The following is a 20,333-nucleotide window of genomic DNA, read 5'->3' as shown; positions in this document are numbered from 1 at the left end:
CGCGCAACTGACTGATTGTTCGTTCCGGGCTGGGGTAAACGAAAGTTTTCCACCGCCGGGCGGCTTTTCAGTTCAGGGGGTTGCGGACACCGCTAGAGGCTCACTACGACCGGCCGCGGCGACATCAGCCCGGTGTGCGTGCGGCGGACGGCCCAGGCGCCGGGTCCGCGCTCAACGCGTGATCGCCACCCGATCGAATCCCTTGGAGCCTCACCATGCATGAGCCGTCTCGCTGGCTTGCCGCCCTGGCCCTGGCTGTCCTGTCCCTGGGTCTGACGTCCGCGGCCCGGGCGGATACCCTCGCGGATGTGAAGCAGCGCGGGGTGTTGCGCTGTGGCGTCAACGGCGAGTTACCGGGGCTCTCCTATAAGGATGCGAATGGCGTCTGGAGCGGGCTGGATGTGGATTTTTGCCGGGCGGTGGCGGCGGCTGTGCTTGGTCACAAGGACAAGGTGGACCTGGTGCCGATCTCGACCGCCAATCGGTTCGACGTGCTGAACGAGGGTGAGATCGATCTGCTCTCGCGCAACACGACCTGGACGCTGTCGCGCGATCTCGATCTGGAGATCGTCTTCGTCGCGACGCTCTATTACGATGGTCAGGGCTTCATGGTCCACCGCGACACCAACACCCTGAGTGCGTTGGAACTGAACAAGCAGTCGATCTGCGCCCTGGCGGATACCACCGGGCCTGACGCCGCGCGCGCCTATTTCAGTCTCCATAACAAGGAATTGGACCTCAAGCAGTTCCCGGACATCAAGACCGCGACCAAGGCCTACCTGGACGGGACCTGCTACGCGCTGACCGCCGATCACTCCCAGCTTCATGCGGTGCGTGCCGCGCTGGGCAACGAGAGTGCCCACCGCATCCTGCCCGAGGTGATCTCCAAGGAGCCGCTGGCACCAGCGGTGCGGCGTGATGACGCCCGCTGGTTCGATATCGTGCGCTGGACCCTGTTCACCCTGATCAACGCGGAGGAGGCCGGCATCGACTCCAAGAACGTGGATCAGGTGCGCGCCCGCGCCCAATCCGCCGACCTGCGTCTGTTGCTCGATGTGGACGGCGCCAGCGGCAAGCTGCTTGGGTTGGATCAGGGCTGGAGCTACCGGATCATCGAACAGGTGGGCAATTATGCCGAGGTCTTCGAGCGTAACCTGGGTGAGGGGTCGGCGCTCAAGATGCAGCGCGGCTTGAATGCACTGTGGTTGAACGGGGGTATCCTGTATGCTCCGCCCGCCCGCTAGGAAGGCCGCGGGCTGACCTGCCGGGGCCGCGATCTGCCCCAGCCGGTTGCCTTGTGGTGAAACCTGTGTCGCGACGACCAATAACCGAGTTTCCGTCATGCCGCTGATCAAGCCTTTCGCCGGTTTGCGCCCGGCCCCCGGCCGTGCCATCGAGGTCGCTGCCCCGCCTTATGACGTGATGAACGCCGAGGAGGCGCGCGCCATGGTCAGGGGCCGGCCCTGGAGCTTTCTGCACGTGTCGCGTCCGGAGGTCGACCTGCCGCCGGATACCGACCCTTACGCGCCGGCGGTCTATGCCAAGGCGCGGGAGAACCTGGACGGGATGCTCGCGGCGGGGGTGTTGGTGCGCGATCCGGCGCCGCGCTATTACTGCTATCGCCTGACCATGGGCAGCCATGTGCAGACCGGTCTGGTGGCCGCGGCTTCGGTGGCCGCCTATGACGCGGAGCGGATCAAGAAGCATGAGTTCACCCGCCCGGTAAAGGAGGATGACCGGGTCCGGCAGATCGACGTGCTCAATGCCCAGACCGGTCCGGTGTTCCTGGTCTATCGGGCCACGCCGACCATCGACGCCGTGCTGGCGCGGGTGAGCGCCGCCATCCCGGAAGTGGACATCGTCGCCGCCGAGGGGGTGCGTCACGAACTCTGGCCCATCGCCGATCCGGCCGTGATTGACGGGCTGACCGGCGCCTTCGAGGCGCTGGATGCGCTCTACGTGGCGGATGGCCACCACCGCTCCGCCGCCGCCTCGCGGGTCGCCGCCGCGCGCCGCGCCGCCAATCCGCACCACACCGGGGCCGAGTCCTATAATTTTTTCCTCTCGGTGATCTTCCCCCATGATCAGATGCAGATTCTGGCCTACAACCGCCTGGTGCGTGACCTGCACGGCCTGACTCCGGACGCCCTGATGGAGCGTCTGGCGGTCCCCTTCGCCGTCGAGGGGGCGGTCGGGCCGGTGCAGCCGGAGTGTCCGGGCGTGTTTGGCATGTATCTGGGCGGTCATTGGTACCGACTCGCGCTGGACCCCGCCCGCATCCCCTATGATGATCCGGTCGGCCGGCTGGACGTCAGTCTGCTGCAGGACAATCTGATCGAGCCCCTGCTGGGTATCGTCGACCCCAGGCGCGATGAACGGATCGACTTCGTCGGTGGTATCCGCGGCCTGGCGCCGCTGCGTGCGCGGGTAGACTCTGGCGAAATGGCCGTCGCGTTCGCGCTGCATCCGACCGGTATGGAGGATCTGATGGCGGTCGCCGACTCCGGTGAGGTGATGCCGCCCAAGTCCACCTGGTTCGAGCCCAAGCTGGCGGATGGGTTGGTCAGTCACGTACTGGACTAACCGCCGTCGGCGGTCAGCGGCCAGCCGCCGACGGATAACCCGCCGGCGCTGGCGAATGGTGGCTGGCAACTGGAGGCTTCCCCATGGTCAAACCCGTCTACAACCTGCCCGCGCCGGACATCGGCGATGATGACGCGATCCGCCATTGGCTGGACAACCTGGCGTGCAACTACGGAACTGAAGATCTCAAGCTGATCGCCGGGGCCTGCACGGCCCTGACCCGCTGTCGCGGCGACCGGCGCATCGAGACCGGCGAGACCCATGTGCGCCACGTGCTGTCCACCGCGGATATCCTGGCGCGGTTGCGCATGGACCACGAGACGGTGATCGCTGCCCTGCTCAACGGCTGTATGGATCAGGGGGACCTGACCGAGGCCAAGCTTGCCGACCGCTTCGGTCCGGGGATCGCCCGCATGGTCGGGGATCTGGCGCGCATCGGTCAGATCGCCAATGTCGAGTCGATCATCGCCGCCAAGGATCAGCAGGAGCACGAGGAGAATCTGCGGCGCCTGTTGCTCGGCATCGCCGAGGACGTCCGGGTGGTGTTGGTGGTGCTGGCTGAACGGCTGCACCTGATGCGCGCCATCAAAGATTTGGAGCCCGAGCGGCGCGCCCGGATCAGCCGCGATACCCAACGCATCTATGCCCCGCTGGCCAACCGGCTGGGCATGTGGCAGGTCAAGTGGGAGCTGGAAGACCTGGCCCTGCGTTACCTGGAGCCGGCGGAGTATGCGGCCCTGGTCCGCGCCATCGCCGAACGGCGCGAGGAGCGCCAGCAATATATTCGGGACATCATCGCCACCCTGCAACAGACTTTCGCGGAGGCCGGGATCAAGGCGGAAGTCACCGGCCGGGCGAAACATATCTATAGCATCTGGCGCAAGATGCAGCGCAAGGGCGTCGATCTGGGTGAAATTTTCGATCTGCGCGCCGTCCGCGTGCTGGTGGACACGGTCGCCGACTGCTATGCCGCCCTGGGGCTGGTGCATGGGCTCTGGCGGCACATTCCCAAGGAGTTCGACGACTACATCGCCAGCCCCAAGGGCAACCTCTACCAGTCGCTGCACACCGCGGTCATCGGCCCGGGGGACAAGCCGCTGGAGATCCAGATCCGCACCCATGAGATGCACCGCCATGCCGAACTGGGGGTCGCGGCCCACTGGGCCTACAAGGAGGCCAAGAAGGGTCATGATGCGGAGTTTCAGCGCCGCATCGTCTGGATGCGCAACTTCCTGGAACTCAAGAGTGAGGGCGAGGACGCCACCGATATTCTGGAGCGCTTCAAGTCCGAGTTCGAGCCGGTCCACATCTATGTGCTCACCCCCCAGGCCAAGGTGATCGAACTGGCAAAGGGCGCCACGCCGCTGGATTTCGCCTATGCCGTGCACTCGGAGATCGGCCACCGTTGCCGTGGCGCCAGGGTCAACGGGCGGATCGTCCCGCTGAGCTACACACTCAATAGCGGCGAGACGGTCGAGATCCTCACCCAGAAGAACGCGACCCCCAGTCGGGATTGGCTGAGCCCCCACCAGGGGTACCTCACCACCGCGCGAGCCCGCAACCGGGTGCGCCAGTGGTTCAAGCAGCAAGACCACGATCTGCACGTCCAGCTTGGGCGCACCGCCCTGGACAAGGAGCTGGTGCGCCTGGGCATCGTCGAGAAGCTCCAGCTCGATCAACTGGCCGTCCGCAACAACTTCAAACGCGGTGACGATGTCCTGGCCGCCCTGGGGCGGGGCGATCTGGCGGTGGGTGTGGTCGCGCGCCAGGTGGGCGAGCCGCGCCTGCAGGAAGGCCGAGAGTCGCGGGAGGGCCGCGGGGAGGCACGTGAACCGGAGTCGCGCACGCGCGCTCCCGTAAAGTCGGGCGCCGGTGCCGGGGACGTCGTGGTCGAGGGGGTGGACGACCTGCTGACGCAGATTGCCAACTGCTGCAAGCCGGTGCCCTACGACGCCATCGTTGGCTTCATCACCCGCGGGCGCGGCGTCACCATTCATCGGCGGGACTGCTCCAACGTCCGTCACCTCCCGGCGAACGAGGCCGACCGACTGGTGCGGGTGCGCTGGGCCCACCAGCCCGCGGATGCCGCCTATCCGGTCGACATCCTGGTCATCGCGGCAGACCGCAAAGGGCTGCTGCGTGACGTGTCATCGGTCTTTGCCGATGCGGACGTCGACGTGATCGGCGTCAACACCCATTCCGAGCGCACCACCGACACCGCGGCCATGCGGTTCACCGTCGAGGTGCGGGATATGGACCACCTGGAGCGTCTGCTCGCCAAGCTGGCGCAGACGCCGGATGTGCTGGAAGTCCGGCGGTCCTATTGATCTTGTAGGGGCGACTTCAGTCGCCCCCCAACGCCGGTAAATCCTTTCCCGGAAATCATCCGAGGCTTCAGCCTTGACCCCCGTCGGGACAGCAACGTCTCTTGTGGGAGCGGCCTCCGGCCGCGACAGGGCCGCGCCGGGGCTGCGGGTTCGCGATGATCCCCATCGCGGCCGGAGGCCGCTCCCACGGGGGGCGGGCCGCCGGCCTTGATCGTAATCCCGGTCAGCGACGTGCGTCGTCAGGGCTTCCAGCCCTGACGACGCACCCGGCGAGCCCAAGTGGCCGGAATCTTCATCAAGGCCGGGCCGCCGAAGGTCAACGGATATGGCTCGGCTCGTCCGCGGTCAGGTAGGCCTCTTCCTCCGGCGTTAAATCGACCTCGTCGAAGCCCGTCAGCATCGGGGCCACATGCGCCGCGAACGAATGTCCGATGGTCAGCATGTACACATGAATGATGACGAAGGCAAGGATCGCATAGGCCGTGGCGGTGTGAATCAGGGCCACCCACTCCAGTCCGGCGGCAGCGAAGCGGACGTCTCCCCAGGCGAAGTAAAAGAGATAGATCAGCCCCGAGATCCAGATGGCCGGGAAGAGCACCAGCTTGAGCGCCAGATACGCGATGGCCTGAAGCGGGTTGTGCTTGCGCCAATAGGCTTTCCGGTAGGGATGACGTTCGCCTTGGAAGATACCGTAGGAGTAGAAGCGCAGCACCTGCCCCAGCCCCTCTGACGTGGGCATGTAATGCTTCCAGTTTCCGGTCGTGAACAACCAGAAGGTGGAGAGAATCCACAGGGCCAGCAGTGCCAGGGCGGCCAGCGTATGCAGCGTCACGGCGGTGTCGAAAGGTATCGATACGTAAAGCCCATGGATGGCAAACCCGGTGACCAGCATGGTCATGATCAGGGCCATCTGGGCCCAGTGCCAAAACCGTTCGAAAATCGAAAAAATCAGAACGCGGCGGGTGGCCATCAGTGATTCTCCCCCTTGTGGTGTTTGCGAAGCAGGCGGCGCATCAGGCCGTGAGCCAAGGTTCCGCCGATGGTGCCCGACACCAGTAAGACGCCGGCCAAATCCAGCCAATAATTGCGGTCTCGTCCCGGCAGGTAGACACCCTCCACCGTGTCCAGACGGCCGTTCTGGGCGTGGCACTCGCGACAGGCCAGGGCGTCCTCCTTGGGGGCGACCATGTGGGTGATGGGCCAGTAGGAGATGGTCTCAACGAAACCGAACTGGCCGGAGTAGGGCAGCCCGAAGTCCTTCATGCCGCGGGCGATCGACTTGCCCATGTCGTAATTGCCCCAGTACGCCTCGTTGTCGTCCCCCCACAGATGCGTATAGACCAAGGTGCCGTTGCCGGTATCGAAGGGCAGCCAGGTGTGCATCCGTTTGAAGGGCCAGATGCGTGAGCGGATGTCGTCACGACTGCCGTCGAAGGCATTGATGGCGATCGGCTGTGCTTTTGTATCGAAGCGGCTGTCGATGGTGGTGTAGTGCATCTGGCCGTTGAACCAGGCGTACTCGGGGACGACGTTCTCGGCGTAGGTGAAGTTGCCCTTGATCGACTTGTAGGTGTAGCGCTCCTGGCCGTTTCCCTGGGTGTAGCCGTGCTCATGGTAACCCTCGCCGTCCTTGGTCTTGCCCGCGGTGCGCCAGTCCCAGTCCATCATGGTGGCCACGCCGCCGCGGGCGAAGGCCGGGATGTGGCAGGTCTGGCAGGCGACCGAGGCGACATGATGATTGAGTTTGCGGTGTTCGATCGAGCCACTCTGATGCGGTGTGACCCCGTGACAGGATTCACAGGTGGCCACGTCGCGCCGCTGCCCGGGTTTGCCTTGGCCCCCCTCATCCTTGGCGATGACGTCGTAGCGGCTGCCGGCCCAGACATGATCTTTGGTGACATGGCAGGCCGTGCAGGCGAAATTCAGGCCCTGAGGCGACATATGCACGTCCAGTTCGCGCGACGGGCTCTTGAGCGCGGTCGAGAGATCGCCGTGCTTGACGTTGTCGCCGCCGCCGCCGTTGAAGTGGCAGGCGCCGCAATTGGCGCGCTCCGGCAGGCCCACGCGCTGTGCGATATAACTCAGATCGATGGCCGGTTTGCCCTCGAACATCACCGAGCAGGCCGCGTTACCGCTACTGTTGGGCGTCTTGTAATAGGTGCCGGTCAGGTCGTGGCAGACCAGGCAGTCGATGTTACCCTCGTTGGTGAAGTCGAAACTCTCATCTTTCCAGCCGTAGCCGGCGTGGCACTGGGCGCACATGCCCTCGTTGCCGCGGGCATTGGTGCAGAAGTTGTTGATCAGGTATTTCTTGCCCAGTTGCTGGTTGGTCACCGGGTCCTTGTAGTCCCAGGTCCAGTGAATGTTCTTCATGAAGTGCTTACCGGTCTCGGTGTGGCAACTCAGGCACGCTTTGGTGACATCCGGACCGGAGGCGAACGGCTTCTGCAAGATTTCAAACTTACGGTGGTCGGCAGTGCCGCCGGTCAGGGGGCCGGACACCTGCGGGTTGGTGTCGACTACGACGGGCGGTGTTGGCCAGTTCGTCCGGGCCTGGGCAGGCGCGAGCGCGACGGACATCAGTGCCAGACTGAGCAAGATGCCGGGTAGAACATGCATGGTGGTTCTCCTCGTCTTATGGTTCGGTGTCCGGCGGCGCGCCCCGGATCACGGGTGTGCGCAGTGTCGGAGCGACCGCGTGATGATGCAACGAATTCTTCACGGATTCACTGATCTTGAGCAAGCAGACGGGGCATACTTGTCTTGCGGTGAGGTCCATCTGCAGGTTTCGTGAGGAACCCGCAACAAAGGCGGCGGCGAGCGTCGTGCGGGAGAACCTTTGCCGCTTCCCCCGACGGCCGTTTCCGCAAGGCCCGCCATGGCGGTCGAGGTGAGCCGCACTTTGCGTCCTCACACGTTTCAACTCACGCCCGGCCGAGCAGCCGATCACGGTGAAGTACCCGTCAGGCGCGTCCAGACGGCACCCAGTACCAACTGGAGCACCTTCTCAATCACAAGGGGATGAATCCGGAAATACACGATGACGGCCGGTGCCGCTACACCGCACGAAAATACCAACTCACCGAAATCGACATCGAAGGTCAGCAGCCGACGACCGGTACGGCAGGCAAAGTCGAGCACGGCGAGGTCGTTGATGCCCGGAGCGGACTAGCCCACTGATACGATATCGTTGCCCGCCGCGGACAATCCCCGGATAACCGGTCCGGGGAAGTTCTTGTCGGCCAGCCAGTCCGATTTACGTCGGCACCTGACCGGACTCCGCTGCCGCCCGCATGATGAAGGTCTCATTCCGCATGCAGTCGCGCACAAAGGCGAAGACCGCTTGCAAGTCCTGCTGTGTTAGGTGTGGATAGCTGCCCAGAATCTGCACCTCGCTCCAGCCGGAGGCCAATAGGTCCAGCACAAATCCCACGCCGATGCGTGTGCCCTTAATCCGCGGCTTGCCGAATAGGGTATCGGAATTGGCGACGATGCAGTCTCGCCAGTCGTTCATGTCTGCCTCTTCATACGCACAGGATTTGCACTTCGACGCCGGGAAACTCAGCAAGTTTAAATCCACGCCCGGCCAACTGGCCGGGCGATGCTGTCGAGGATGGCGTTGTTCACGACACCACCTTGGTTTCAATCCGCGCCCGGCCGATTGGCCGGGCGATGCTTGCCGGCCAGCGCACCCACGGTGGCAACATGCCAGTTTCAATCCGCGCCCGGCGGATTGGCCGGGCGATGCTTCGCGCGCGTAACCTGCGGATTCCACGACGAAGTTTGGCGAGCTTGCGCGAATCGAGCGTAGGGCGCAAGTCTTGGTTGAGGCATAAGAAGGCCAAGGGTATCGAAACTTTTAAAGATCAAAGACTTCGAGAGCGCGCGAAACTACCGGGGTTTTCACTGTTACTTGGGGTTCGCGCGTAAAACGACGAGCGGACCATCGAAGTCCAAGGTGCGAAAGGTTCCGTATTGCTTGACGCGGAGTTCGTGTGGCTCGGTTAGGCGGTAGAAACGCAAATACACGATTAGGGCGTAACTGTGCTGAAGTGACGGGTTCGGCTCCAGCGCCCGCCGAGTGTGCTTCGAGGCGGATTGACGCCCCCCACGGCACCGGGGAAACTAGCGGCTATCCTGCCTGCCCCGCCGATCGCGCCCGGCTGCCGGCCGGGACGCGCATCGAAACCTCTGGAGTCGCTTACCGTGGAACGTCTGGTCGAACGCTTGTTGTATGGCAGCCGCTGGTTGCTCGCCCCGATCTATCTGGGGCTGTCGCTGACCCTGTTGGTTCTCGGCGTGAAGTTTTTCCAGGAGCTCTGGCACCTGCTCAGTCACATTCTGGAAACGTCCGAAGAGAACATGATCCTGGTCGTACTGGCCTTGATCGATTTGAGCCTGGTCGCGAGTCTGGTGGTGATGGTGATGTTCTCGGGCTACGAGAATTTCGTGTCACGCCTGAACGTCCAAGAGGGCGACGACAAGCTGGACTGGCTGGGCAAGCTCGACGCCGGGACGCTGAAGCTGAAGGTGGCCGCGTCCATCGTGGCGATCTCGTCGATTCATCTGTTGCAGGCGTTCGTCAATATCCCGCAGATTCCAAACGATAAGTTGATGTGGTACGTGATCATCCATCTGACCTTCGTGGTGTCGGCGGTGATGATGGGGGTACTGGATAAGATGGCCTTTGCCTCGCATCGCGGGTCCGGCGGGGCGGACGAAAAGCACTGAGGATCGTCATCGGCGAGCGCGCGATCATCAGGCGCTCGCCGGGGCGGGGCCGTAGCGCCCTTTTACGCGGCTGAGCCGCGGTCAGACCGGCAGCTCCGCCTGGTGCCCGCGGATCCACTCCAGCGCCGCCTCCTCCCCGGACAGCATTCGGCCGTCCCGGATCCAGATTTCACGTTTGAACTGTTCGATCTGACAGACCTGCTCTACCACCCGGTGTCGGCTCTGATCCCGGCCCGCGAAGCGGACTCCGACCTCGAAGCCGTCGGAGGTCGGGTGACACCAGGCGACAATGCCGTCGGTCTCGAAGACGGGTTCCACGATCGGGATCTCGATGTGGATGGCGGCGCCCGCGTCGATGGGGATCGTCGAGATGAAACACAGACCGCCGCGGCTGATGTTACGCAGGTACTCGCGGTCGCGGACGACATCGCTCAGGCGGATGTCGACTGGACAATCGGTCGGATGGCGGAGATAGCGACGCATGATGGCCTCCGGCCGGGTTTTGGTGGTTCAGTTCACGGTTCCCATGGTCCCATGATCGGCAAGCGATGGACACAAGGGTTGATCGCCGGCCGATCGCCGACGGGGCTTGGCCGGGATGAGTCATTGTCTGGGGACGCGCTTGTCTGTTAACTAGCTTATCAATCGTCCGACGCGTTCTGTCAATCCGCACCATGAGCACCGTTGTCATCGCCGAGAAGCCCAGCGTGGCGCGGGATATCGCCCGGGTGTTGGGCGCCACCCGCAAAGGCCAGGGTTTTCTGGAGGGCAACGGCTACTGCGTGACCTGGGCGCTGGGACATCTGGTGCATCTGGCGGAGCCGGACGACTATGGCCCGCCGTGGCAAGGGCGCTGGTCCGCGGGCCAACTGCCGATGATCCCGGAGCACTGGCGGCTCAAGCTCGCGCCCAAGACGGCGGATCAGTTCAAGATCGTCAAGGGGTTGATCAACGACCCGGCCACTGCGCGTCTGGTGTGTGCCACGGACGCGGGACGCGAGGGCGAGCATATCTTCCGGCTGATCTATGAGCACGCGCGGTGCCGTAAGCCCTTCGATCGGTTGTGGGTGTCGAGCCTGACCGATGAGGCGATCCGCGCGGGCCTGCGGTCGCTGCGACCCGGCAGCGCCTATGACGATCTGGCGCGCGCGGCGCGGGCCCGGTCGCAGGCCGACTGGCTGATGGGCATGAATCTGACCCGGGCCTATACGGTGCATAACCGGGTGCTGTGCACCATTGGTCGGGTCCAGACTCCGACCTTGGCGATGATCTGCGCGCGGGACGCCGAGATCGCGCGCTTTCAGAAGGTCTTTTTCTACGAGCTGGTCGCTCACCTGGCCGAGGGGTTCCGCGCCCGCTACAGTAAGGACGGAGAGACGCGGATCGACAAGAAGGATGAGGCGGAACGGCTGCATCGGGAGCTGGCTCCGCACCGGACGGGGACCGTGGTTGAGCTGGAGCAGCAGGTCCAGCACAACCGTCCGCCGCCGCTCTATGATCTGACCACGCTCCAGCGGGATGCCAACCGGCGTTTCGGGTTCACTGCCGCGCAGGTCCTGGAACTCGCCCAGGCGCTCTATGAGACCCACAAGTTGATCAGCTATCCGCGCACCGAGAGTCGTCATATCGGCGAGGACCTGGTGGATCAACTGCCCGGCATCCTGCAGGGGCTCGATCATCCTCAGGCCCCGGCCGCGCTCGCCAGACTGAAGGCCGGTCACCGGCTGGGCCGCGCCTACGTGGATCAGACCAAGCTGACCGATCACCACGCCATCCTGCCCACCGGCCGGCGGGTGCCCGCGGGCTTGGACGGTCCGCTGCGGCGGGTCTACGATCTGGTGCAGACGCGGTTCGTCTGTGTCTTTCTGCCTGACCAGGTGGTGGCGGAGACCCGCGTCCGGCTCGACATTGGCGGAGCCGATTTTGTGGCCCGCGGGGCGCGGGTGATGGACCCCGGCTGGACGGTCGCCGCTGGTGCGTGTGCGCCGGTGCCGACGGCAGGAGCGGTCGCCGGATCGTGTCCGGCCAAGTCCGGCGAGGAGGCTGCCGCGGACGAGCCGGCCGAGGACCAGACCTTGCCACCGCTCGCGGTCGGTCAGACGGTGCATGTGGATCGGCTCGAAGTCTGCGAGCGCGAAACCAGTCCGCCCCGAGCCTACACCGACGCGACCCTGCTGGCGGCCATGAAGAATGCCGGGCGGACCATCGAGGATCGGGAGCTGGCGCAGGCGATGAAGGCGTCCGGGCTCGGCACCCCGGCGACCCGCGCCGAAATGATCGAGAAGCTCATCCGCACCGGCTATGTGGAGCGGCAGCGCAAGCAGTTGCGCGCGACCGAGAAGGGCCGGGTGCTGATCGAGCGGGTCGCCCTGCCGCTCAAGAGTCCGGAGTTGACCGCGGCCTGGGAGCAGCAGTTGCGCGAGGTCGAGGAGGGCAGTCGGCCGGTGGCCGCGTTCTATCAGGGCATCGTCGATCTGGTTCGCGACCTGATCCCCAAGGTCTGGGCCGGGCCGGCCTTCAGTCCGGAGCAGGTGGCCACGGCGCAGGCGGCCAAGGCCCAGGGCGCCCGGCCGGGCGCCGCCGCCCGCCGGGGCAAGTCAGCCGCTCCGCGACCGGCCGGGCTGGGGTCTTGCCCGCTGTGCAAGCAGGGTGAGATTCAAGAGACCACGCGCGCCTTCGGGTGCAGCCGCTATCGGGAGGGTTGCACCTTCACCGTGTGGAAGACCATCGCCGGCTTGAAGCTCACCAAGGAGCAGGTACGCCAGTTGGTCGCGGGAGCCCGGGTCGGCCCGCTGGACGGCTTTCAATCCAAGGCCGGCAAAGCCTTCAGCGCCGCGTTGCGGCTGGGTGAGGACGGCAAGGTTGTGTTCGAGTTCGGGCCGGCAGCGCCGTCGACCCCGGCTGCCGAGTCCCCTGCGCAACCGCAACCGCATTTGAGCGGGAGCGATGCCGCGGTGCCGGCCCCGATCGGGTTGGTCTGCCCCAAATGCGGTCAGGGTCGGATCATCCAGGGGCACCGGGGCTTTGGTTGCGACCGCTATCGGGCCGGCTGTGACTTCGCGGTGCTGCGCGAGGTCTGCGGCAAGCGGCTGACCGACTTACAGATCGCCGCGTTGATCCGTGACCGGCGCACGCGTCTGATCAAGGGTTTCAGCGACGATCAGGGTCAGCGGTTCGATGCGCGGCTCGAATTGGATGAAGGGTTCAAGGTCCAGCCGCGGCGAACGGCAACGCAGGACTCTCCCCCGGACCCCGCGACCTGAGGCGCTTGCGTGAGAGCGGCCTGCGGCGATGACCGGGAATATAGGCCCCGACAGTGCACGCCTGTAAGCTCCATAGGTCTTTAGGGGCGCCTGTAGGGGCGCCTGTTGGGGCGACTTTAGTCGCCCCTAAACGCCGGTCAACCCCTTCCCGGAAATCACCGAAGTCGTCCCGCCGACCCCGGCGTGCCGAGCCGAACTCGGCAACCGGAGTCCCTACGCCGGAGGCATTCCATGGCGTTTCTATGGCCCGGTAATTTAGTAAACTGGGCCTTGGTCATAAACTCGGCCATCGCGCGATCTGCACGGTCGTCGGTCCGCACAGCGGACCCTACGGGTCACGGTGTTACCGTAGGGTCCGCTGTGCGGACCGTCCGCGGCTGACCAGGCACTCGAACTCCGGAACTCCGAACTCCGCCGCCGCGCCCCGATCAGCCGGACACCCTCCTATTCAGCGCCCTCGTCTGCTGCGATATAGATGAACGTCTGTCCGCGGTGCAACACCCCATCGAAGGCGTATGGCGTATCCCCGTTTCCATCCGGCTGCGGCAGGTCATCGGAGATCAGTGTCATCTCATCGCCGAAGACACCCTTGATCCGAACCGCGCAGCCGCGTAGCAGTCGCAGAAACGCCTGACCGTCATCGTATTCCATATCAAAGGCATCGCGGTCGTCGGCCGGGTCGTCGGTCGCCATGTCGACGGACAGCGACTCGGCGATGCTCACGCGACTGCTCGTGATATTGATGCCGTCCTCGGTCGGCGCTACGACGGTCAGCCGCTTGAGGGTGAAGTCGGAATTCTCGATATCGATTCCGTCGTCGCCGCTGAACTCCGAGCGGATCTCCCCGACCTGCCATTCGCCGGCGGTCACACCGATCACGCTCAGGGCATCGATGTCATCGGCCTGCTCCTCGCGAATCTCGGATGCCGTGCGGATCCCATCATCTGCGGCGACGGGACCTGCGGTCCCGACAGGGGCCGTCGCGTCGTCCGCTGCCCCGGTGCCCCCTTCCGCAGACACCTCCCCCGGAGGCATCGGGGGATCGCGGTGACCGAGATAAGAGACCAGAATACGCGTCGCGCGGAATTGCGAGGCCCGGGTCGCATAGACGCTCGACACCCGATCCTTCTCCGCAATGGACGCGGAGCCCAGGAAGAACACACCCGCGTTGTCGGCGTGGGTCGCGACCCTCATGCGCTCATCACAGGCACGCACGGTCAGGGTCTGCGCAGCGAGCCGTGACCCCGTATCGAAGATCAGCGCCGACTTGCCCGTGATGTTTCCCGCCGGAGTGTGGAAATCGCCATTGTGGATCAAGAGTGTCGTGCCGTTGCCAATGCTCAGCCGGACCCCGGTACGTACATGGATCTCACCCCGGACCACATAGATGTTGTTACTCGACAGATGGGTATCTCGGGTCATGTGTTCAGTGATTGCGACCATCGGCCCCGCATGAGTCGTCGGGGTCGTTGCAGCGGCGAGTGCCATGACACAGCACGGAAAGAGCAGCGACTTGCACATGAGGATCTCCAGGATTGCGGAAGGGTTGGGGACGCCGCCGACCGAAGCCGCGGGTCCAATAAGAGCTTAGGTGATCGCACCCCCAACTCTTGCCCAGTGGTCCACTCTTCGCAGCCTGACGCGGCCCGCTTTGCACTATCCGCGACAATACGCGCCCGCACCCTGTCGAACTCGCCGTCCCCGCTCACCGGCATCGATCCGCACGCACGCCTTACCGCCCAAGAAACCCCAGGGCGCCATCCCCACCAGACGCATCAAGGACGAACGCGCCGTACTCACCGACCGCATCAGCGCCTGACCGGTCCCTCGATGCTTGATGCTCGATCATGGCCGCACAGGCTCCATGGAACCCGGTTCGCCAGGATCAGCCTCGGCGCCTTCACTCGCAGATAACCGCGCAAGCACGGCCGCCTCGATCTCATCGAGCGCCGCGGCCGGCACCCGGTCGGCATACTGCTTGCGCCGGTGCTTGGACAAGCCTCGATTCTGGAAGGCGAAAAGAATGAGGTTGGAAAGATCCGTGTTGCGGATGTCCCAGCGGTCGTCGATTTGGCCGTAAATCGCATCGAAGTCGGACAGGAACTCGGTCTCCCGCCGCAGGTCGTGCTCCAGCGCGGTCTGTGCCATTTCGAGGGTAAACTCGACGCAACTGGTCAGGTCGGGATAGCGGAAAGCCGTGTCGGCCTCGGCAGACCAGTCATACCAGTACGCGTCGTCGCCGGCCCAACGCACCTGACAGAGTTNGCGAGCCGGTAGGCTGAATGACTGCAAGGCCGCCAGGTAGCGGTCTTCATGCCGATTCATGGCCACCGACACCGGCAGGACGAACCCCCGGGGCAGGGCGCGGGACTGACCCAGGCAGTGGTGAATGAGGAACCGCGAGAGGCGGCCGTTCAGGTCCATAAAGGGGTGGTTGAAGACGAACCCGAACGAGACGACTCCAGCAAGTATGAGCGGGTCGAGGCCGGCCGGTGGCCGGTTGGCCAGATGCAGCAACGCGTCCATGAGTTCAGCGCACAGTTCCGGCGCCGGGGGCACGTAGGACACGCCGGCAGCGCCGGGGATGCCGCCTTTCTGAAGGCGGTTCTGCTCGGTGCGGAACGCAGAGGCCACGGCCAGTGGGTTATTGACCACGGCATTGTGCAGATCGACCAGGTACTCCTGCGTGAGTTCGCGCGGGTCATCGACGCGCTTGAGCAGCTTGGCGAACGCGGCCGCCTTGGAGTGTGACGGGATCTCGCGTTCGATGGCGTAGGACCCCTCGGTCTCGCTGAGGTAAGCCCAAGCCAGCGCGCGGTCCAGCATCCCTTTGCTCGTCTGCTGCACGAAGTTGCGTGCCTGGCCGAGAATGTCCGCATCCAGCAGGCGCCCGAGCGTGGCGGTGCGCCGCACGATGGGGCAGTAGCTCAGGTCACCCAGGCCGTTGAAGTCGACGCGCCAGCGTGCGTTGCGCCTGGAGTCCCCGACGATGTGTCCGGCTGGGTCGAACATCTGCGCGTAGGCCGCGCCGATGGTCACGTCGGCGGGGACTTCCAGTTGCCGGCCGGTCAGCCGCTCCCACAGATAGCAAGTCTTGCGGATGTAGGCGCCGTTCGGTGTCGCGGTGAACTCGGCCAACAGGTCCGCGGGTTCGACGCGGGGAGCCGCGCGGGCGAGCAGGTGGAGGTTCACCCCTTCGTGTTTCAGAGCGAAGAGCAGGTGCCCCAGGATCGTCGGCTCCGGCGCCATGCGGGCCGGAACCAGCATGACCCCATCCGTCAGCCGACACAGGGACATGACACTGTCGATTCGTGCGTCCGGTGTGCCGGGGAAGATCGGCGCGCCCAGCCGGTCCGCCAACCAGGCGTAACCGACCGGGCGGGTTGGGGTCCGCGGGGGATGCAGGGGGATGTTCATGACTCAGATGCGGCGATCGAAACTGCATTTTTTTGACAGGGCTAGACTTTTATTCAGTCCAGCGCCTTGCGCAAGGTATTTTTTCAGTCCGGCTCGGTGTGTCCGTCAAGCGATATAGAATGAATCTCATCGCCCGCGCCGGATAATCCGCAGCGATGTAAGCTGCGATTTCGTCAAGGTCTGGCTCGACGTCGGCCGAAAGCTCGACACTCATTCTCCGTCTGCTTCGCCTAACACCCGACCCGGCTGGGGGAGGGCGACACGCTCACGGTCTGGAAGCTCGACCTGCTGGGCCGGTCGCCGCGTGACCTGATCGGCCTCTTGGACGAGTTGAAGGTGCGGGGCGTGGCCTTCCGATCGCTCACTGAGGCGATCGACACCACAACGCCTACGGGCCCGGGCCATGTGGCAGATGGTCGGGATACTGGCGGAACTGGCATGCTCCTTGACTCAGGAACGGACGAAGGCGGGCCGCTCGGCGGCGGTCGCCGGATGGGGTCAAGATAGGTCGCAAGCCCTTGGTATCCCCCCAACAGATCGCCCGCCCGGACCCTGTTGTAGCGTTCGCACCTGATATCCAGCTAGACCTTCGTGTAGGGGCGGGTTTAAAACCCGCCCCTACGTCCGGCTATCACGTCCGAAGGCTATAGAACAGGGGGGAAGGCTACGACACGGTGGCCTGATCGCTCAACGCGTCACGCCGAACGCTTTACCGGGCGTTGAGGCTACCCTAAGATCCGGGACAGTCCACGCTGGACTTGGGCGGACCAAAGCCACGGAAAGCCCGCCCTGCCTGGCCCATACCTGCCACTCCGACCTTGGCGCCGGCCGTGCCGGATCTACTGGAGGCGCCGAGTAAGACTCGGCAGCCCCGTCGGCTATCTGTGACGAAACTAAAGCTCGGCTTAGGCGAGGATAGCGACAGTTAGACAACGCCCAATAGGAGGCCGAATGAGCGCGCACCCGAAAAGTTACGATAACGACGTGATCGCTTGGGCTAACGAACAGGCTCGACTGCTCCGGGCCGGGCGTTTCGATGCACTGGATATCGAACATATCGCAGATGAGATCGAAGACGTGGGAAAAAGTGAACAGCGCGAACTCCAAAACCGCATGGCCGTACTTCTAGCCCATCTTCTCAAATGGCAGTATCAGCCTGACCATAGGGGCAGCAGTTGGGAGGTCACCATTCGCCACCAACGAGAAGCGATTTCGCGTCGGCTGAAACGAACTCCTAGCCTTAAGGCATCACTGAATGATCCTGAATGGTGGGCGGATGCCTGGGGTGATGCCAGATCGGACGCTTTTAAAGAAACGGGCTTGCCCTCGAATCAGTTTCCAGATCTCTGTCCATGGGCCTTGGAGCAAGTCATGAGTTCGGAGTTCTGGCCGGCGCCGCTCTTGCTCAAGTAGGGCCGCAGGCCCTGCCCGTGCGAGCCTATCGCCCTCACCGCCGGGCGTCCTATCGACCAGGCCGCAACGCCGGTGCCGACACCATGACCGTCGACGGCGTGACGGCCGTGATCGTCTACGATCCCGACATCAACTATCCCTTAGCGATGATCAGGGCCATCGGTTCGATGCGCGGCTGGCACTGGATGACGCGTTCAAGGTCCAGTTGCAGCGAACGGCTGCGCCGGAGGCTGGTTAGAGCTGACGATCTGGATACCGAAAGCCCGCGGCCGACCGCCCCCCTGGCCTATACTCACCGCAGCAACGAAACCGGGCGGATGACACCATGGCAACCACGGCCGACGACCTTTGGGCGCTGCTGCGCGAGCTGATCGAGGCGCAAAAGGAAACCGCGCGCGAGACGCAGGAAACCAAACGGATGTTTCAGGAGACTGATCGCAAGATGCGCCAGACCGATCGTCAGATCAAGGAACTGGGCAAGCAGATCGGTCAACTGAAGGATATCCTGCACCAGTTTCGCGAGTTCTTCCCTGAGCATCGCGACAAGCGGCTGTTTGGTATCCTCGCCGCGGTCGACCTGACCGCGGCGATGCGCGAGCGAGTCCTGCGAGAGGGTTTCTATGCCGCATGGATTCACGATCAAGTCTTCGACTTGGATGTCCCCGACGGGTTTCAGCCGCGGGTCTATTGAACCTGGACGCACTGTTCTCGGAGTAGCGAGTCCGAATCGCCCGAAACCCTTTCAGCCAGGCGATCGTCCGTGCGACCACCCAGCGCCGGGCTGGCTGGATCGTTCCCCCGCTCATGGTTTTCTCCTCGTCAATGTGGCGAATGTGGGGAAGATAGCCATGCCCCGCCACTTCCGCATCGACGCGCGGAACTTGGCAGCGTGAATTAAGTAAACAGTCCCCGGAACTCGAACTCAACTGACCCCGGCGCGGCCTTGATCATCGTTCCGGCCGGGTGGACAAGCGATACCGCAGTTCACCCAATCCCGCGCCGCCGCTGGTGGACTGCGCTGCGCTTGTCCACCTTACGATGTCGCGTGGCCGGAACCGTCACCAAGGCCACCGACATTCCTCCCGAACACTCGGCGGCGGCTCTCCGAACAGGCTTATTGTCCCACGCTCCCCGGCGCCTGCGGTAGTACCGGCGCAAACGGCCCCTTGCCTCTGACCGGAGCCGGCGCCGTGCGCGCCGCCTCGTCGACCCAACCGCCGCCCATAGCCTGATAGATACTGACCAGGGCGGACAGGTCGGCGGCGCGGGTGGCGGCCAGATTCAGTTCCGCGGGAAAAAGTTGCTGCTCGGCCTGGAGCACGGTGGAGTAAGGGACATAGCCGCCGTCGAACTGGATTCGGGCGAGCCGCGAGTAGTCGCGCAGGGCCTGCACCAATCGCGTTTGCGCTCCGACCTGCTCGCCGAGCTTCTGGCGGGCGATCAGCGCATTGGAGACATCGGCGAAGGCGCTTTGGATGACTTGTTGGTAGTTCTCAGTCGCCGCCCGTTGCTGGGCTTGGGCCTGGGCTACCTGGCCGCTGACCGATCCGGCGGTGAAGAGGGGGCCGATCACTGAGCCTGCGAAATTCCAGGTATTGGCCGGGCCGCTGAACAGATCGGACAGCTCCGAACTGGACCCGCCCAGCGCCGCGGTGAGCGAGATGCTTGGAAAATACAGGGCCTTGGCCGCCCCGATCTGAGCATTGGCGGCGATCAGTTGTTGCTCGGCCTGGAGGATGTCCGGGCGTCGCTCCAGGAGTTGGGACGGGACTCCGGACGGCACCGCGGGCCGGCCCATGGTCGCGACCGTCAGACCGCGTTGGATGGGTCCAGGATTGCGTCCGAGCAGGATCGAGATGCCGTTTTCGAGTTGCGCGATCTGCTGTTCGATGACCGGGATTTGCGCGCTGGCGGTCTCGTATTGGGACCTGGCCTGGGCCACCTCCATTTCCGAGACCTGGCCGTACTTGAACTGGAGTTCGAACAGGCGCAGCGACTCCGCATAGGCGGCCTGGGTCCGTTTCGCGGTAGCCAATTGCTCGTCCAGCCCAAGCAATTGGATATAGCTGCTCGCCAGGGTGCCGACCAGCGACAGGATGACGCCGCGCCGTGCTTCCTCGGTCGCGAGCAGATCGGCGCGCGCGGCCTCGGTCTGGCGGCGGATGCGGCCCCACAGGTCGATTTCCCAGGAGGCTCCGGCCAGCACGGTAAAGTTGTTCTGCGGGTTGGCGATCCCGCTCGGGACCGGGGTGGCGGTCGCCTCGGAGACTCGCTCCCGTACCCCTTCACCGCTGTAATTCACCTGGGGGAACAGCGGCGCCCGCGCCTGGGTCAGCACGGCGGCGGCGGCCTCGACGTTGGCCGCGGCGATCTTGGCGCTCCAGTTGTTGGCGAGGGCGATGAGGATCAGATCATCCAGCACCGGGTCACGGAACTGGCGCCACCAGCGGGTGTTGGCCGTGTCCTGGGCGTCGCTGAACGCGAAGCGATAGGCGTCCGGGGTATCGACCAGCGGGCGGGTATAGTCGGGTCCGACCATGCAGCCGGCGATCAGGCCAGCGACCAAGGCCGCGATGACACAGACGATCAGGCGGCGCAT

General features: G+C 64.4%; 17 protein-coding genes. 9 read left to right on the top strand and 8 right to left on the bottom strand.

What is annotated here, in order from left to right:
• Nucleotides 1-215 precede the first annotated feature (215 nt).
• From A39O_RS0112890 to A39O_RS0112880, 3 genes are all read left to right on the top strand, one after another.
• Nucleotides 216-1,244: an amino acid ABC transporter substrate-binding protein gene (locus A39O_RS0112890; protein ID WP_020505077.1), complete on the top strand. Its 1,029-nt coding sequence runs from the start codon at nucleotides 216-218 to the stop codon at nucleotides 1,242-1,244.
• A 97-nt stretch (nucleotides 1,245-1,341) separates the two neighbouring features.
• Nucleotides 1,342-2,583, top strand: coding sequence for a DUF1015 domain-containing protein (locus A39O_RS0112885; protein ID WP_020505076.1), 1,242 nt, complete (start codon nucleotides 1,342-1,344; stop codon nucleotides 2,581-2,583).
• Between the two features lie 83 nt (nucleotides 2,584-2,666).
• Nucleotides 2,667-4,910, top strand: coding sequence for a RelA/SpoT family protein (locus A39O_RS0112880; RefSeq protein ID WP_020505075.1), 2,244 nt, complete (start codon nucleotides 2,667-2,669; stop codon nucleotides 4,908-4,910).
• 316 nt (nucleotides 4,911-5,226) lie between these two features.
• Here the strand turns inward: A39O_RS0112880 and A39O_RS0112875 are convergent, their stop codons facing one another.
• The 4 genes from A39O_RS0112875 to A39O_RS0112860 form a co-directional block, all read right to left on the bottom strand.
• Entirely contained in the window at nucleotides 5,227-5,880 is a 654-nt protein-coding gene (locus A39O_RS0112875) for a cytochrome b/b6 domain-containing protein (RefSeq protein ID WP_020505074.1), read from the bottom strand.
• On the bottom strand, nucleotides 5,880-7,529 hold the full coding sequence (locus A39O_RS0112870; protein ID WP_020505073.1) for a tetrathionate reductase family octaheme c-type cytochrome: 1,650 nt from the start codon (nucleotides 7,527-7,529) through the stop codon (nucleotides 5,880-5,882). Before A39O_RS0112870 ends, A39O_RS0112875 begins: the two co-directional genes overlap by 1 nt.
• Before the next feature lie 327 nt (nucleotides 7,530-7,856).
• Nucleotides 7,857-8,066: a DUF5615 family PIN-like protein gene (locus A39O_RS0112865; RefSeq protein WP_281170077.1), complete on the bottom strand. Its 210-nt coding sequence runs from the start codon at nucleotides 8,064-8,066 to the stop codon at nucleotides 7,857-7,859.
• Between the two features lie 100 nt (nucleotides 8,067-8,166).
• Entirely contained in the window at nucleotides 8,167-8,424 is a 258-nt protein-coding gene (locus A39O_RS0112860; protein ID WP_020505071.1) for a DUF433 domain-containing protein, read from the bottom strand.
• Between the two features lie 692 nt (nucleotides 8,425-9,116).
• Here A39O_RS0112860 and A39O_RS0112855 point away from each other — a divergent pair.
• The gene (locus A39O_RS0112855; protein ID WP_020505070.1) at nucleotides 9,117-9,641 is read left to right on the top strand and encodes a TIGR00645 family protein; all 525 of its coding nucleotides are present in this window, start codon (nucleotides 9,117-9,119) and stop codon (nucleotides 9,639-9,641) included.
• 81 nt (nucleotides 9,642-9,722) lie between these two features.
• On the opposite strand, the gene A39O_RS0112850 is transcribed toward A39O_RS0112855, so the two are convergent.
• Nucleotides 9,723-10,124 (bottom strand): PilZ domain-containing protein, encoded by a 402-nt coding sequence (locus A39O_RS0112850; RefSeq protein WP_020505069.1) that lies wholly within the window; start codon nucleotides 10,122-10,124, stop codon nucleotides 9,723-9,725.
• Nucleotides 10,125-10,315: 191 nt separating this feature from the next.
• On the opposite strand from A39O_RS0112850, the gene A39O_RS0112845 reads away from it, so the two are divergent.
• Nucleotides 10,316-12,904 (top strand): type IA DNA topoisomerase, encoded by a 2,589-nt coding sequence (locus tag A39O_RS0112845; protein ID WP_020505068.1) that lies wholly within the window; start codon nucleotides 10,316-10,318, stop codon nucleotides 12,902-12,904.
• A gap of 444 nt (nucleotides 12,905-13,348) precedes the next feature.
• On the opposite strand, the gene A39O_RS36555 is transcribed toward A39O_RS0112845, so the two are convergent.
• Nucleotides 13,349-14,425, bottom strand: a complete 1,077-nt coding sequence (locus A39O_RS36555; protein ID WP_051088807.1) for a hypothetical protein — start codon at nucleotides 14,423-14,425, stop codon at nucleotides 13,349-13,351.
• Between the two features lie 324 nt (nucleotides 14,426-14,749).
• Nucleotides 14,750-15,730 carry a Fic family protein gene (locus A39O_RS43820; RefSeq protein WP_456073027.1) on the bottom strand — a complete coding sequence of 327 codons (981 nt, stop codon included), beginning with the start codon at nucleotides 15,728-15,730 and terminating at the stop codon, nucleotides 14,750-14,752.
• 837 nt (nucleotides 15,731-16,567) lie between these two features.
• Here A39O_RS43820 and A39O_RS42670 point away from each other — a divergent pair.
• The 4 genes from A39O_RS42670 to A39O_RS0112820 all read left to right on the top strand — a co-directional run bounded on the left by A39O_RS42670 (nucleotide 16,568) and on the right by A39O_RS0112820 (nucleotide 18,425).
• The gene (locus A39O_RS42670) at nucleotides 16,568-16,828 is read left to right on the top strand and encodes a recombinase family protein (protein WP_083924657.1); all 261 of its coding nucleotides are present in this window, start codon (nucleotides 16,568-16,570) and stop codon (nucleotides 16,826-16,828) included.
• Nucleotides 16,829-17,272: 444 nt separating this feature from the next.
• Nucleotides 17,273-17,734 (top strand): DUF29 domain-containing protein, encoded by a 462-nt coding sequence (locus A39O_RS0112825; protein WP_020505064.1) that lies wholly within the window; start codon nucleotides 17,273-17,275, stop codon nucleotides 17,732-17,734.
• 83 nt (nucleotides 17,735-17,817) lie between these two features.
• Complete coding sequence (locus tag A39O_RS41730) at nucleotides 17,818-18,105, top strand: hypothetical protein (RefSeq protein ID WP_169338439.1); 288 nt, start codon at nucleotides 17,818-17,820, stop codon at nucleotides 18,103-18,105.
• Nucleotides 18,060-18,425, top strand: a complete 366-nt coding sequence (locus A39O_RS0112820; RefSeq protein WP_020505063.1) for a hypothetical protein — start codon at nucleotides 18,060-18,062, stop codon at nucleotides 18,423-18,425. The genes A39O_RS41730 and A39O_RS0112820 overlap by 46 nt, the downstream gene beginning before the upstream one ends.
• Before the next feature lie 423 nt (nucleotides 18,426-18,848).
• Here A39O_RS0112820 and A39O_RS0112815 read toward each other — a convergent pair whose 3' ends face one another.
• Entirely contained in the window at nucleotides 18,849-20,333 is a 1,485-nt protein-coding gene (locus A39O_RS0112815; RefSeq protein WP_020505062.1) for an efflux transporter outer membrane subunit, read from the bottom strand.

This window comes from Lamprocystis purpurea DSM 4197, assembly GCF_000379525.1.
In the GTDB taxonomy this organism is placed as follows: domain Bacteria; phylum Pseudomonadota; class Gammaproteobacteria; order Chromatiales; family Chromatiaceae; genus Thiodictyon; species Thiodictyon purpureum.
The sequence above is the reverse complement of the archived record's forward strand: the minus strand, read 5'-3'. Positions and strand labels throughout refer to the sequence as shown.

Bases quoted from the DNA above. Each gene is read 5' to 3' on its own strand.
- A39O_RS0112820 (WP_020505063.1), top strand. From the start codon at position 18,060: ATGGCAACCACGGCCGACGACCTTTGGGCGCTGCTGCGCGAGCTGATC.
- A39O_RS36555 (WP_051088807.1), bottom strand. From the start codon at position 14,425: ATGTGCAAGTCGCTGCTCTTTCCGTGCTGTGTCATGGCACTCGCCGCT.
- A39O_RS0112850 (WP_020505069.1), bottom strand. From the start codon at position 10,124: ATGCGTCGCTATCTCCGCCATCCGACCGATTGTCCAGTCGACATCCGC.
- A39O_RS0112845 (WP_020505068.1), top strand. From the start codon at position 10,316: ATGAGCACCGTTGTCATCGCCGAGAAGCCCAGCGTGGCGCGGGATATC.
- A39O_RS0112825 (WP_020505064.1), top strand. From the start codon at position 17,273: ATGAGCGCGCACCCGAAAAGTTACGATAACGACGTGATCGCTTGGGCT.
- A39O_RS0112815 (WP_020505062.1), bottom strand. From the start codon at position 20,333: ATGCGCCGCCTGATCGTCTGTGTCATCGCGGCCTTGGTCGCTGGCCTG.
- A39O_RS0112875 (WP_020505074.1), bottom strand. From the start codon at position 5,880: ATGGCCACCCGCCGCGTTCTGATTTTTTCGATTTTCGAACGGTTTTGG.
- A39O_RS0112885 (WP_020505076.1), top strand. From the start codon at position 1,342: ATGCCGCTGATCAAGCCTTTCGCCGGTTTGCGCCCGGCCCCCGGCCGT.
- A39O_RS0112860 (WP_020505071.1), bottom strand. From the start codon at position 8,424: ATGAACGACTGGCGAGACTGCATCGTCGCCAATTCCGATACCCTATTC.
- A39O_RS0112880 (WP_020505075.1), top strand. From the start codon at position 2,667: ATGGTCAAACCCGTCTACAACCTGCCCGCGCCGGACATCGGCGATGAT.
- A39O_RS0112890 (WP_020505077.1), top strand. From the start codon at position 216: ATGCATGAGCCGTCTCGCTGGCTTGCCGCCCTGGCCCTGGCTGTCCTG.
- A39O_RS41730 (WP_169338439.1), top strand. From the start codon at position 17,818: ATGACCGTCGACGGCGTGACGGCCGTGATCGTCTACGATCCCGACATC.
- A39O_RS0112870 (WP_020505073.1), bottom strand. From the start codon at position 7,529: ATGCATGTTCTACCCGGCATCTTGCTCAGTCTGGCACTGATGTCCGTC.